This window comes from Acidobacteriota bacterium (genome assembly GCA_030697165.1).
GTDB lineage: Bacteria > Acidobacteriota > Vicinamibacteria > Vicinamibacterales > UBA2999 > 12-FULL-67-14b.
On sequence record JAUYQQ010000021.1, the window covers coordinates 161,813 to 175,870 of the forward strand.

At 67.6% G+C, this 14,058-nt stretch carries 9 protein-coding genes; 7 read left to right on the plus strand and 2 right to left on the minus strand.

The window, feature by feature from the left end:
- The first annotated feature begins 83 nt into the window (after positions 1-83).
- The 6 genes from Q8T13_19530 (at position 84) to Q8T13_19555 (ending at position 9,569) form a co-directional block, all read left to right on the plus strand.
- The gene (locus tag Q8T13_19530) at positions 84-4,247 is read left to right on the plus strand and encodes a kelch repeat-containing protein (protein MDP3719958.1); all 4,164 of its coding nucleotides are present in this window, start codon (positions 84-86) and stop codon (positions 4,245-4,247) included.
- Positions 4,248-4,402: 155 nt separating this feature from the next.
- Positions 4,403-5,125, plus strand: coding sequence for a diguanylate cyclase (locus tag Q8T13_19535; GenBank protein ID MDP3719959.1), 723 nt, complete (start codon positions 4,403-4,405; stop codon positions 5,123-5,125).
- A gap of 1 nt (position 5,126) precedes the next feature.
- Positions 5,127-5,645 (plus strand): GNAT family protein, encoded by a 519-nt coding sequence (locus Q8T13_19540; protein MDP3719960.1) that lies wholly within the window; start codon positions 5,127-5,129, stop codon positions 5,643-5,645.
- Positions 5,642-8,056, plus strand: a complete 2,415-nt coding sequence (locus tag Q8T13_19545) for a prolyl oligopeptidase family serine peptidase (GenBank protein ID MDP3719961.1) — start codon at positions 5,642-5,644, stop codon at positions 8,054-8,056. Before Q8T13_19540 ends, Q8T13_19545 begins: the two co-directional genes overlap by 4 nt.
- Before the next feature lie 38 nt (positions 8,057-8,094).
- Positions 8,095-8,676: a cysteine dioxygenase family protein gene (locus tag Q8T13_19550; GenBank protein MDP3719962.1), complete on the plus strand. Its 582-nt coding sequence runs from the start codon at positions 8,095-8,097 to the stop codon at positions 8,674-8,676.
- A complete protein-coding gene (locus Q8T13_19555; GenBank protein MDP3719963.1) occupies positions 8,673-9,569 on the plus strand; it encodes an MBL fold metallo-hydrolase in 897 nt (298 codons plus the stop codon). The genes Q8T13_19550 and Q8T13_19555 overlap by 4 nt, the downstream gene beginning before the upstream one ends.
- Before the next feature lie 55 nt (positions 9,570-9,624).
- On the opposite strand, the gene Q8T13_19560 is transcribed toward Q8T13_19555, so the two are convergent.
- Together Q8T13_19560 and Q8T13_19565 are read right to left on the minus strand one after the other, a co-directional pair.
- A complete protein-coding gene (locus tag Q8T13_19560; protein MDP3719964.1) occupies positions 9,625-10,029 on the minus strand; it encodes a hypothetical protein in 405 nt (134 codons plus the stop codon).
- A 206-nt stretch (positions 10,030-10,235) separates the two neighbouring features.
- Positions 10,236-13,184, minus strand: coding sequence for a sigma 54-interacting transcriptional regulator (locus Q8T13_19565; GenBank protein ID MDP3719965.1), 2,949 nt, complete (start codon positions 13,182-13,184; stop codon positions 10,236-10,238).
- A 47-nt stretch (positions 13,185-13,231) separates the two neighbouring features.
- Between Q8T13_19565 and Q8T13_19570 the strand changes: the two genes are divergently transcribed.
- Complete coding sequence (locus Q8T13_19570) at positions 13,232-13,984, plus strand: protein phosphatase 2C domain-containing protein (GenBank protein MDP3719966.1); 753 nt, start codon at positions 13,232-13,234, stop codon at positions 13,982-13,984.
- The last annotated feature ends 74 nt before the right edge of the window (positions 13,985-14,058 follow it).

Here is a 14,058-nt window from a genome sequence, read left to right on the forward strand (position 1 = left end):
CGATCGCGTGTGGACGCTAATGCCCACATTCGCCCATTGATCAGCTTGCACGGTGCGGCGATGCTCTCGCTTGGAGTCTCCCCATGATTTCAGGACGTGCACTGGTACGGGTGGTGGTCGGTGGTTTCTTGATGGCCGGCGCGGTTGGCGTTTGGGCAGCCGGCGGGTGGGTGGCCCAGCCCCCCATGCCAGAGCCACGCTACGCTCACGGGGCTGTTGTCATGGCTGGCCGCATCCATGTGGTCGGTGGCACCAGCGCGCAGAGTTGCTCGTTCCTTTCATCCCACACCGTCTACGACCCCGCAACCGGACTGTGGACGCCGGCGGAGCCGATGTCGGTGCCGCGAGCACACCCCGGGGCCGTAGTGATGGACGGCCTGCTCTACGTGGTCGGCGGAACCCGTCAATGCAGTCTCGATCTCGCCAGTGGTGAGGTTTACGACCCGGCGACCAACTCGTGGTCGCCAATCGCGCCCATGACAACGCCGCGCGCCAACTTCGGCATCGCGGCGGTCAACGGCCGGATCTTTGTGTTTGGCGGCCTCTATCCTTCGGACGGTGGCGTCACCCTGGCCTCGGTGGAAAGCTACGACCCGCAAACCGACTCGTGGACCGTGCTGGCGCCGATGCCTCAGCCGCGCCGTGCCATGATGGCCGGGGCCATCGACGGGATCATCTACATAGCCGGCGGATCCTATGGTCATGCGCCTACGGCCGACGTCCACGCCTACGACCCGGTCACCGGCGCCTGGTCGCCGCGTGCCGCCATGCATGTCGGCAGGGATAACGCCGGCGTGACGGTGACGGCAGGGCGCCTGTTTATCGCTGGTGGTTTCGGGAGCGAAGGCTTCGAGGCCTCGACGGCCAGCTATAACCCGGCCAGCGATACGTGGACGCTCCACGCGTCGTTGCCGTCGGCATGGACGTCGCCTGAAGCCGTCAGCTTGAACGGGCAAGTCTTCGTGCTGGGCGGACTCCAGCCCACAGGCGGGGTCGTTAGCGATCAGCACCTGGCCCTGGTCGAGACCGGCGATGTCACCGCGCCGGTCACATCCGCGACGCGTTCGCTGCCGAACGGCAACGGCTGGAACAACGGTAGCGTTTGGGTGTCTCTGCAGGCCACCGACGAAGAAAGTGGAGTGGCCTCGCTCGTCTACCAGATGTCGGGAGCACAAAGCGGTGGTGCCACTGTCGCCGGCGACACCGCCTCGTTTGAGGTCGCCAATGAAGGCGTGACGACGATCACGTATTACGCAACCGATGGCGAGGGCAACGCCGAGATTCCGCGATCCTTGATTGTTCGCATCGATCGCACCCCGCCGGTCTTGGTTTCCATTGCGGACCGGACCGTCGAAGCGCAGTCGTCATCCGGCGGGTTCACGTCGTTCACGCCGAGCGCGACCGACTATGGCGGCAGCGGCGTCGTCATGGTGACGGCCAATCCGCCAGGTCCCATGTTCCCGCTGGGCACGACCACGGTCGTGCTGAGCGCGCTCGACGCGGCCGGCAATGGCGCCGCGCCTGTCAGCTTCACGGTTACCGTTCAGGACACGACACGGCCGAGCCTGTTTACGCCGATGGCGGTCGGCCCGGTCGAAGCCACCGGGCCTTCCGGAGCATCGGTCAGCTTCTTTGCCACGGCGACCGACACCGTAAGCGGTTCGCTCACAGCGGTCTGCACCCCTCCGTCGGGGATCTTCGCGATTGGCGTTACCACTGTGCTGTGCAGCGCGACCGACGGTGCCGGCAACACCGCCACGAAGACGTTTGATGTTACGGTGCATGACACGAGGCCACCAATCGTGTCACCGATGTTCAACATCGTTCGCGAGGCGACCGGTCCGGGCGGCGCAACGGTGTTCTACAACGTGACCGCGAACGACACGGTCGACGGACCTCGTCCGGTGCAGTGTACGGTGCCCTCAGGCAGCCTGTTCGGGTTTGGCATCACCAGTGTCTCCTGCACGGCGTCAGACACGCGCGGCAACCTGTCGGCGCCGCGCCTCTTCACCGTGACGGTGCATGACACCACGGCGCCGAATTTCGGGCCCGTCGCCAATGTCAACGTCGAGGCGACCTCGGCCGCCGGCGCGATCGTCAGCTATCAGCTGCCCGTTGCAATCGACACGGTGGACGGCCCGAGGCCGGTCAGCTGCTCACCGCCCCCGGGCTCGCAGTTTCCCATGGGCAGCACGCGCGTCAGTTGTTCCTCGTCCGACTCGCGCAACAATACCAGGTTCGTGAACTTCAGCGTCAATGTGGAGCCGGCTCTGGTGTCGCTCGAGGTCGATCCGCGAGCGGTGTCGCTGTTGCCGGGCGAGACGCAGCAGTTCGTTGGCACCGCTCGCTTCAGTGACGGCTCGGTGCGAACGACGGCTGACCCCGGCGGCGGCGGTGGTAACGAGGGCGGAGGTTCCCCGTCGAACTCGTTGTGGTCGATCGAGTTTGCCCCGTCCCTGGACGTCAGTCAGTGCGGTCTCGTGAACGGCGGGTTCTCCTCGCAGGCATTCACCGCCGATGCCACCGGCGCGGTGAACGTCGTGTGGTCACCGAACACGGCGGTCGTTCGCGCAGTCGGTACGCTGACCCCGGAAAGCCAGTTCACTGCGACGCTGACTTGCACCAATGGCAACGGGAGCCCGGGCTCAATCACCGCCACGTGGGCCGGGCCAGCAGCGACCCGGTTCACGGGTTCATACTCCCTCGGTGGGCAGAGCGGCAGCGTCGTCATCAAAGGGTGGTCGTCGAAGCCGAGCGCTCCGGGCGTCTCGCGCTTCGCGCTTGGCGGCGCCACGGTCGGCGGCAAGTTCTACGCAATCGGCGGGGCCAACGGCACGACCACGCAGGATGCGAACCAGGTCTACGACCCGGCCACCAACCTGTGGTCCACCGCCGCGTCCATGCCGACTCGTCGCGAGGGCATGGGGATTGTCGCCCTCGACGGGAGGATCTACGCCGTTGGGGGCAGCGCCAACGGAACGCCCCTGACGACGGTTGAAGTCTTCGACCCGGTGACCAACACCTGGTCGTCCGCCCCCGGCTTGCTCACGGCCCGCAGCCACTTTGCGCTGGTGGCCGCCAACGGCCGCCTGTTTGCGATCGGCGGCAACGCAGTGGGCGGTGCCCTGCTGAGCAGCGTTGAGCGTTTCGACCCTGCGACAAGCGCGTGGGTGACAATGGCGCCGCTGCCCGAGGCGCGCGCGTTCATCACGGCAGGGGCGCTTGGTGGCGGCACGCACCTGGTGGCGCCTGGCGGCGCCGGTCCCGGTGGTGCCGTGGCGCAGACCACATTCCTCTACAACGTGGCGCTCAACCAGTGGTTGCAGGGGCCGTCCATGCCTTCGGGCATCAGCGCTGGAGCCGGTGCCACGGTCGGCAACGCGTTCTATGTCTTCGGCGGGGCGCAGTGCGGCGTGGGCCAGGTGTTCATTCCCGGCGTGAACGGCAATCCCGACGGGTGGGCGCTGCTGGCCAGCATGCCAACCTCGCGATCCCAGTTCGCGTTGGCGGCCATCGGCGACGTGATCTATGCCGCCGGCGGACTGGCGGCCGATGGCAGCGCCTCTCTCGCGACATTCGAGTCCTACAGCGTGACGCCGGCCAGTCACCTGCAGATCTCGACCTCGGCGGGTGGCGGGAACTGTGCCGGCCAGGGCGGCGGTGAAGACGATGGTCCAACTTGGCGGATGCTCGACGAATCGGTGGCGACGATCGATCAGAACGGCCTGGTCACCGCCCTGGCGCCGGGACAAACGTTGGTTGTGATCGAGGTGGGCGGCGTCAGCTGCCTGACCACACAGACTTGCGCGACGTTGATCGTCGATCAGAACCTCTCCGGGCTGATGCATGGCAGCGGCTTTATTGACGGAGCGGCTGCGCGCGTGTCCTTCAACTTCCGCATCGGCTCTCCCGACCGGGGTGGACTGCGCCGCCTGGACGTCAAGGTGGACTACAAGCAACGGGGCCAGGGGCCGGGCCGATTTGAAGCGTCCGCGCTCACCAGCGTGCGATTCTCTGACCACCCTGGGTCCGATCCGGGTCAAGGCATCGTGGCGGATACCGTCCACTTCTCCGGGTCGGGCACGTGGAACGGGGTAGGCGGGTTCACGTTCCAGGCCGAGGCGGCTGATCGCGGCGAGCCTGGAAAGAACGGGGATTTGTTTGCGATTACGGTGCGTGATGGCGCCGGGACCCTGGTGGCGACGGTCTCGTCGGCCATTCACGGTGGCGGCATTCAGTCTCAGTAGCGGCGCGGGCCCGGCTCGGACGGGGCCCGCCGAATCTTCACGCGCCGATCGGCCGCAGGAGGCTTGAGGCCCTCCTGCACGTCTGACTGCGAAATCGAGCGGCCGAGGTAGAATGCGCTCACCCTGAATCGACCGAACCCAGGGTGGAGGAACGAGTGCAAATTGCCTGGGGATTCGCCGCGGCGTTAATCGGCGCGTTATCCACCTTCAGCGTCTGGGTCTACATCAGCCGGCGGCGGCTCGAACTTCGAGCCGCCGAGCTCGACAAGACCCTCGAGCAGCGCACCACCGAGCTTGAATCGGCGCGCCTGCAGTTGCAGCGCCTCAGCACCGAGGATCAGCTCACCGCGGTCGCCAACCACGAACAGTTCCTGGAATTTCTCGAGCGCGAGTGGCGGCGGGCCCGCCGCGACGGCCTGCCGCTGTCCCTGATCTTCATCGACGTCGATCACTTCAGGGCCTACAACCGGCAATTCGGCCGCAAGGCCGGCGACGACGTGCTGAAGCAGGTCGGCCGCTGCCTGGCGAGCCTCGTTGGCCGGCCAGGCGACCTGGTTGCGCGGTATCACCGCGACGAGTTTGCCCTGGTGCTGGCTTCGACCGACGGCCCTGGAGGGTTCAAGATCGCCGAACAGGTGCGCGCCGCGATTCGTGACCTGAAGCTGCCGGCGGCGAAGGACGGCCCCGACGAATTCATCACCGCGTCGGTGGCGACCTCGACGGCCGTGCCCCAGCGCGAATCGGCGTGGGAAGAGCTCGATCTCATCAAGGCCGCCCGCCACGCCCTGCGCGAAGCCCGGGCCGGCGGCGGCAACCGGGTCTTGCGCGCGAATCTCGGGCTGGCCGGTCCGCCCGAGCTGGTGGGCGCGCGATCCTAGCATGCGGCTCGAACTCGCACGGTGCACGGTCCGGCCCTGGGCCGTGGCCGACCTCGACCCCCTGATCAGGCACGCCAACAATCGCCACGTGTCGATGCACCTGCGCGATCGGTTTCCGTTTCCGTACGAACGTGAGCACGGCCAGAAGTTTCTCGAGTGGATCGTCCGGCAGCCCGCGCCGACGGTGTGGGCCCTGGAAGTGGGCGGGGAGGCCGCCGGCGGCATTGGCGTCGAGCTGCACACCGACGTCGAGCGCGTGTCGGCCGAGATCGGCTATTGGCTCGGCGAAAGCGCGTGGGGCCGCGGCATCGGCACCGAAGCGCTGACGGCGGTGACCGCCGAAGTGTTCCGGCTGCACGACCTGACCCGCATCTACGCCTTGCCGTTCGCCGACAATCACGCCTCGATTCGTATCCTCGAGAAGGCCGGCTATACCCTGGAAGGCCACCTGCGGCAGAGCGCCATCAAGGACGGCACGATTCGCGATCAACGGCTGTACGCCGCTTACAAACCCCTATGAAGAAGCTCGCCCTGATTGTGTGCGCTACCGTGCTGACGGTGGTGTCGGTCGCCACCGAGCAAAAACCGGCGACGGCCGGCTTTCCGCTGACCGTTGACAGCATCATGCGGGGACCCGAGCTGGTCGGCAACCCGCCGAACAACCTGCGCTGGTCGGGCGACTCGCAGTCGCTGTACTTCGAGTGGCTGATGCCGAAGGAAGACCTGCCGGCCACCTGGGTGGTCGCCCGCTCGGGCGGCGCGCCACGACGGTTGACCGACGCCGAACGGCGGCTCGCGCCTCCGGCCAACGGCCACTGGGATGCGAAGCGGCGCCGCATCCTCGGCACCGATCGCGGCGACATCGTCATCATCAACACGGTGGCGAACACGCGGCTCGACGTGACGCGTACGACCGGCGTTGAGTCCAACCCGCGCTGGGCGCGCGGCGAGACGCACGTGACCTTCGTGCGCGACAACAACCTGTTCATCGTGCCCGTCCAGGACGTAACTGCCGGGACGCTCGTGCAGTTGACCGATGCGGCCGTGCGTCGCGCCGACCCGAAGCCGACCGACAGCCAGAAGTACCTCAAGGACGAAGAGCAACAGTTGCTCGACTGGGTCGAGAATGAAACGGCCCGCCGGAAGCGGCGCGAGGCGCTGGATCGCGCCCGGGCGTTGCCGCGATTCGACCTGACCGAGCGCCAGACCATTGCCGATGCCGCCGTGTCGGCCGACGGGAAATTCGCGTTCCTGGTCGTCAACGACCGCGCCCAAGCCCGCGCCTCGCAGGTGCCGCGATATGTCAGCGAGTCGGCGTTCACCGAAGAGATCAACGCCCGCACCAAGGTCGGCGATGCCCAGGACCGCCGCCGCCTGGTGACGCTCAACCTCGAGAGCGGCGACGGCTTCTGGGTGGGACTCGAAGGCGTGAGCGATGCGATCGCCATTCCGAAACCGGTCGACGACGACACGAAACCGGCGCCTGCGGCCACCGAGGGGGCCGCGAAGCCCGCCGCGGCAGCACTTGCCCCGGGCAAAGTCGAGGGGAAACGTGACGTGCGTTGGGGCTCGCCCGTGCTGTCGCCCGACGGCAAGCACGCCGTGGTGTCGGTGCGCGCCGCCGACAACACCGAACGGTGGCTCGCGCTGGTGGATCCGGCGACTGGCCGGACCACGGTGCTCGATCACCTCAGGGACGAAGCCTGGATTCGCGACGGCGGCCAGGGCTGGCTGCCCGACAACAGCCGCGTGTGGTTCCTGGCCGAGCACGACGGCTGGATGCACCTCTACACGGTGGATGCGACCGCGGCAGCCCCGGCGCGCAAGCAGTTGACGATGGGGCAGTTTGAGATCGATCAGGTGGAGGTGTCGCTTGACGGCCGCACCTTCTACATTGAATCGACCGAGCAGCACCCGGGAGAGCGCCACCTCTACTCGTTAAGCGTGGACGGCGGCCCGCGGACGAAGCTCACGACCCCGGCCGGTGGCCACGAGGGCACGATTGCCCCCGACGGATCGATGTTCGGCCTGGTCTCGTCGTTCCCGAATCGCCCGCCCGAAGTGTTTCTCATGGCAAACCAGGCCGGGGCCACGGCCACCAAGGTCACGACTAGCTCGTCGGCCGAGTGGCAATCGTTCAAGTGGGTGGAGCCGCAACTGGTGACCTACACGGCGCGCGACGGCCAGCAGGTCTACGCGCGCATGTACACGCCAGAGATGGTCGGCGCCAGGCGCGATCCGAAAGCGCCGGCGGTGATCTTCGTGCACGGCGCCGGCTATCTGCAGAACGCACACAAGTACTGGTCGAGCTACTACCGGGAGTACATGTTCCACCACCTGCTCGCGTCGCAAGGGTATGTGGTGCTCGACCCCGACTTCCGCGCCAGCGCCGGTTACGGCCGCGACTGGCGGACCGCGATCTATCGCTCGATGGGCGGCCACGATCTCAACGACGTGGTGGACGGGGCCGGGTTCCTGGTGAAGTCGCAAAAAGTCAACGCCCGGCGCATTGGCGTCTACGGCGGCAGCTACGGCGGCTTCATCACGTTGATGGCGCTGTTCACCTCGCCCGACACGTTTGCCGCGGGCGCCGCGCTCCGGCCTGTCACCGACTGGGCCCACTACAACCATGGCTACACCTCGAACATCCTCAACGAACCGCCGGCCGATGCCGAGGCCTACCGCAAGAGCTCGCCGATCTATTTCGCCGAAGGGTTGAAGTCGGCGCTGCTGATCGCCCACGGCATGGTCGACGTCAACGTGCATTACCAGGACTCGGTCCGGCTGGCCCAGCGGTTGATCGAGCTGCGCAAGGAGAACTGGGAACTGGCGTCGTATCCCGTCGAGGACCACGGCTTCGTGGAGGCCACCAGCTGGGCCGACGAGTACAAGCGCATCCTCAAGCTGTTTGAGGTCAACCTGAAGAAGTAAGGACGCCGGGTTCATTTTTCGCTACCATTCATAGATAAATGAACCCAGCGTCTTTGAGTTGTCCCGGACTGGCGGATTTGATTGCCCGGCTCGACCGATCGGTCGATGCCGGCGACGCCGGCGCCGTCACCGCCGCCGTCAAGGCCGACCTCGAGCACGTGCTGGGCACGCGCGCGTTGGTGCTGCCGGCTCGGCTCACCAACCCGCGTCCCGACGCGTATGCGCGCCGGTTGCTGCATCGCGATCCCGCCGGCCGCTATAGCGCGATCGTCATGACCTGGGGACCAGGGCAGGGCACGGCGGTACACGATCACGGCGGCTTGTGGTGCGTGGAAGGCGTCGTGGACGGAGAGATCGCCGTGACGCAGTATCGCGTGGAGCCAGATGCCGAAGGCTTCTTTCGAGTGACGCCGATTGGCGCGCTGCTGGCCGGCACCGGCTCGGCCGGCTGCCTGATTCCGCCGACCGACCATCACGTGCTGGCCAACGCGCGGCCGGCGGCCGCGTCCATTACCCTGCATATCTACGGCGGCGACCTGGACGCCTGCAAGGTCTTCGTGCCGGCCACGCCCGATGGCCGTTACGCCGAAACCATGAAGGCGCTGTCGTTCCACGAATGAGCGACTACATCGATCTCCGGTTCCGTGGCAGCGATCGCGTGATCGCCACCGCCGTGCTGTCGGGGCCCGACGGCGTGACGCTGGTCGATCCCGGGCCGACGTCGTGCCTGCCGGCGCTCGAAGACGGCTTGCGCCAGCGCGGGCTCACGCTGCGCGACGTGCGCGCGCTGCTCGTCACGCACATCCACCTGGATCACGCCGGCGCCACCGGCACGATCGTCGAGCGCGTCCCCGGCATTCGCGTTTATGTCCACGAGCGCGGCGCACCGCACCTGATCGATCCCGCCAAGTTGCTCGCGAGTGCCACGCGGCTGTACGGCGACCAGATGGACACGCTCTGGGGCGCGTTTCTCCCGGTGCCGGCCGCCAACGTGAACGTGCTGCAGGGCGGCGAACGGGTGGCCGTCGCCGGCACCACGCTGCGGGTCGCCTACACACCCGGACACGCGAAGCACCACGTCAGCTACCTGGACGAGACCACCGGTACGGCCTACGTGGGCGATACCGGGGGCATTCGCGTCAGCGGCGATTACCTGCTGGCGCCGACGCCGCCGCCGGATATCGATCTGGCCGCGTGGCGACAGAGCCTCGACGACATCGAGGCGTGGCAACCGGTGTCGCTGTTCCTGACGCATTTCGGCGTGGTGACCGGGGCGAAGGCGCACCTCGCGCGGTTTCGCGAGGTGCTGACCCGGCAGGCCGAGGCCGTGCGCGAGTCGCTCGCCGCAGGGAATACCGACGAGGAACGGACGCAGGTGTTTGTGGAACGCTTGCGGCGCGAGATCCGGAAGGCGCTGCCCGAGCACGAAGCCCGGGCAACGGAATTAGCCGCGCCGTTCGATCAGCTGTGGCAGGGACTGGCTCGCTACTGGAGCAAGCAGCAGCCTACCTAGTCCTGGTTGGAGCAAGCGCCGTTTCCGTTATCGGTGTTAATCGGTATCTGTGGCCCTAGACGGCGATCGCCTCAACCAGTGGCGAGCGCCCGGCGATGGACATGACCCCCGGCTCGACCAGGAATCGCAGCGCGTAGCCCGAGGGGGTGCCCGTCGAGCGCCGGCACGGCGCGACGCGCCACACCGCCGACAGCACCTTGCCTTCGCGCATCCGCATCGGCAATTCGGACATGCGGGTCGAGCGCTCGACCTGCAGATGGACCAGGCGAAACAGCGGAATGGCGGCGCCCGCCTCGCATTCAACGAACACACCCGCCTCACTCACGTCGCGCGTCATCACCGAAATGAACCGCACGGCGCCAGAGGCATCTTTCCAGGTCAGCCGGGCCGGCAGGGCCAGCGCCCGCCGTTCCGACGACCGTTGTATGTTTTGTCCCGTCATCATTCGTTTGTCAGTCACGGGGAGACTCCAGGGAAACTAGCTGCCAAAATCAAAGGCTTGCAATGCGTGCAATCACTCCAAGATTCACGCCGATTCCGTGCAGCTTCCACTTCCGTGGATGGTTAGATACAGCTTGCTGCCAGTAGCAGACAATGAGGCACAGTGTGCCTGGGCTGGAAGGCTTGGGGACTGGTTAGCAGGTATCCACCAACAGCACTGATTGGCTACTTAGTATTCACTTCTGGACCGCCCTCGATGCCGAGGCGGCGCAGCTTCAGGTAAAGGCCGCGGCGCGTGAGGCCGAGGGCGCGGGCCGTTTCGGAGATGTTGCCGCGATGGCGGGTCATCATCTCGCGGATCAAGTCACGCTCGATTTCATCGACAACCGAGGCCAGCGTCTGGCCGCCCCGTAGCGAGACCCGGCCGCCGCTCGATGCCGACGAGGCGGGGGTTGCGGCCGCGGTCAGGTCGGCCGAGAGATGCTCCGGACCGATCGTGCCGCCGGCGGGGGCCATGGCCACGGCGCGCTGGACCTCGTTGCGCAGCTGGCGTACGTTACCGGGCCAAAAGTACTGGGCGAACAGGTCGAGGACTTCGGCGCTCAACTGCATGTCGGGCTTGCCCAGGCGATCCGACGCCTCGCGCAGGAAGAACGTGGTCAGGTGGGGAATCTCCTCGCGGCGCTGGCGCAGCGGCGGCACGTGAATGCGAATGACGCTCAGCCGATAGTAGAGGTCTTCACGGAACTTGCCTTCGGCCACGCGCTGTTCGAGGTCCGCGTTGGTTGCGGTGATCACCCGCACGTCCACGGGCTGCGGCCGGTTTTCGCCGACCGGCATGATCTCGCCTTGCTCGAGAAAGCGCAGCAGCTTCGGTTGCACGTCGAGCGGCAAGTCGCCCACTTCATCGAGGAACAGGGTGCCGCCGGTCGCGGTGCGAATCAGGCCGGGCTGGTCCGAGACCGCGCCCGTGAACGAGCCACGGCGATGCCCGAACAGCTGGCTGTCCGCCAGTTCGCGGGTCGTGGTCGTGCAGTTGTACGGCAGGAAGGTGGCCGAGTTGCGCGACGAGCCCACGTGAATGGCCCGCGCCACCAGCTCTTTGCCGGTGCCGCTCTCGCCGGTGATGAGCACCGTGAGGTCGTTGCCCTGCAGCCGCTGGATTTGATCGACCACGCGGTGCATGGCGGCACTGGCGCAGAGGAACCCGGGCAGCAAGGGTTCGAGGGGCCGTTCCGTGGTCGAGTCCACCGGCGAGGCCGGCCGGTCGCGCACGCCGCACAGGTCGAAGCCCTGGCGGGCGACCGCCGCCATCATCCGGATGCGGCGTTGCAGTGGGTGGCCCAGCGTGCGCGGCACGGCAATCACGACCTGGCGCGGGCCGTCGGGTTCGCGGCCAATCGCTTCGACAATCAAACTGCCGCCGCCGTACGCGGCGCCTTGCGTGGCCAGCTTGGCCATGGCCGCCGCCGCGTCGGCATCCCCGCCCGCGAAGGCGACGACGCGGACCTCGCCACCGGGGAGTGCAGTGTAGACGACGGTGAGGTCGGCGGTGACCGCTTCGAGCAGGGTCGCCGCCAGCTCGCGCGCCAACAGGTCCGGCAACACCGCCGCATCCACCAGCCGCCGCACCAGGGCATCGTCGGCGTCGGCGGGCGAGCCGACGTACTCGCCGGTACCGGGTGGCTGGGCCGCCGCCATCTCCGATTGCACCTGCTCGAGGTCGCGGGTGGCGCCCAGGGCGCGAAACACCTCAGTGGCGTACTGGTAGTGGCGGTCCGCGGTCGAACGCGCGCCGGCCTTGGAGGCAAGGCGGGCCAGCGCCATCTGGCTGACCGCCGCCTGGTAGCGCTCGCCGACCAGTTCGAACACGCTCGAGCTTTGGGCGATGTCGTGGTACGCCTCGGTCGTGCGGGTCTGCCGCGCGCGCAGGTCGCCGCGCAGCCGCAGGAACTCGCCCCATGCGCCCGGTGTCGTGCGCGGGTCCAACCGCGATTGCACCTGCGTGAGGCGGTGTTCGGCCTCGTCCACGCGGCCCGCGGACAGCAGCGCTTCGGCGGCGATCAGCTCGGCCTCGATGGTTTCGGCGGGTGGGGCGTTGGTGGACTTGGCAATTTCGTCCGCAATGGCCAGCGCTTCGTCCGGCTGGCCGCGGCGCGTGGCGAGCCGCGCGGTGATCACCCGCAGCGACCATTCGTACCACCGGCTGGTGTTGCGGCCGTACGCGCCGTACGCTTCGGCGGCGCGGCGCAGGTACTCCGCCGCGTTCTCGTAGTCGCCGCGCATGAGCGACATCTGCGCCAGCGTGTCGTAGACCGCGCCGGTCGTTTCGTGGAACTGCATGGCGCTGCGCACCTCCAGCGCGCGGTGCAGCACGGTGTCGGCGCGATCCAGGCTGCCGACGCGCACGCAGATCTGCCCGAGCGTGGCGAGGGCGACCGACAGGCCCGGCCCCTGGCCCAGGCCCTCGTGCAGCTTGACGGCGCGCTCGGCCAGCGCCAGGGCCTGTTCGTAGCGGTGCCGAATCAACGCGACGTTGGCCTGGTTGCCATACACCGTCGCGAGCACATCGTCAGCCTGCAGCAGTGACGCCATGCGTTCGGCCTGGCGAAGGGCGGCGTTGGCCTCGTCGTAGCGCCCGGTCTGCGCCAGCATCACGGCCGAGAGCGAGTGGACCATCGCGAGGTGCCGCCGGTCGCCGGCGGCATGGAGGGCCGCCGCGGCTTCGGCAATGTGCTCGCGCACGATTGCCATGTCGCCGACCTGGCGGTAACACTGGCCCAGGTAGAAATGCGCCAGGCCAATGGCGCGAGAATCGTGGGCGATCTCGGCCTGTTTGAGCGCGCGATTGTGCAGGGCGATGGCGCGGGACTGCTCGCCGCGGGCGAACGCGACGCGGCCGTGCAGGCGCCAGAGGTTGGAATGGAGGACCTGGGGCAGGCTCTCGCGAATGGTGTCGGGCGACCGGCCCAGCACCGTTCCGGCCTGTGCAAGATCCCCCTGCAAGAGGTACGATTCAGCCAGCATGACGCGGACAGCCAGCTCGTCGTCGCGGGTGAGCGCAGACGGTGTATGCAGCAGGGGCGCCAGGAGGTCGATGGTCGCTACCGCCTGCCCACGCTCGAGCGCGGTGTTGGCGCGGGCGATGACCGGCTGCAGCGCTGCATTAGCCACGGCCCCGAGTATACAAGGTATCCACAGGGCATAATCCTTACAGCGATATGGAGTTGACCGTAGGTAGCCGGACCGATACCGGTCCGCGCAAAATGAATCAAGACCACTTCGGCTGGTGGCCGGATCTCGGCCTGTTTGTGGTCGCCGACGGCATGGGCGGGCACAATGCCGGCGAGGTCGCCTCCCAGCTGGCCGTCGCGGCGATCCACCAGTTCATTGCCGACAGCGCCGCCGGAGCCGACGTCACCTGGCCGTTTGGCATCGAGGTGGCCCAGTCGCTCGACATCAACCGCCTGACGACTGCGGTCCGGCTGGCCAATCGCAAGGTCTACGCCGAGGGGTCGCGCCACGCCGAGTTAAGCGGCATGGGTACGACGGTGGTGGCGGCCCTGGTCAGCGGCGACCGCTTGACCCTGGCCAGCGTCGGCGACAGCCGGATCTACCGGCTCCGCGATGGCAACCTCGAGCAGTTGACGAAAGACGACACCTGGCTGGCCTCGGTGCTGGGGGCCAAGGAAGCCGAAGATGCCGACCCCGCGCACCCGCTGCGCCATGTGCTCACCAGCGTGGTCGGCACCCGTGATGATGTGAAGCCGGGCGCGAGAGAAGAGCAGTTGGTGCGCGGCGATACCTTCGTCCTGTGCTCCGACGGCGTGCATGGGCGTCTCGACAGCGCAGCGATCGCCGAGGTGTTGATGGGGGCCTCGACGGCGCCCGACCAGGCGACCCGGCTCGTGGATGAAGCATTGACGCGGGGCAGTTCCGATAACGCCACCGCGCTCGTGATTGCCGTCTCGTGATGCGCGCCGTCACCTTCATCACGATGGCGTGCCTGGTGGTGGCCGCGTGCGGCGGCGGGGCGCCGGCTCCGGCC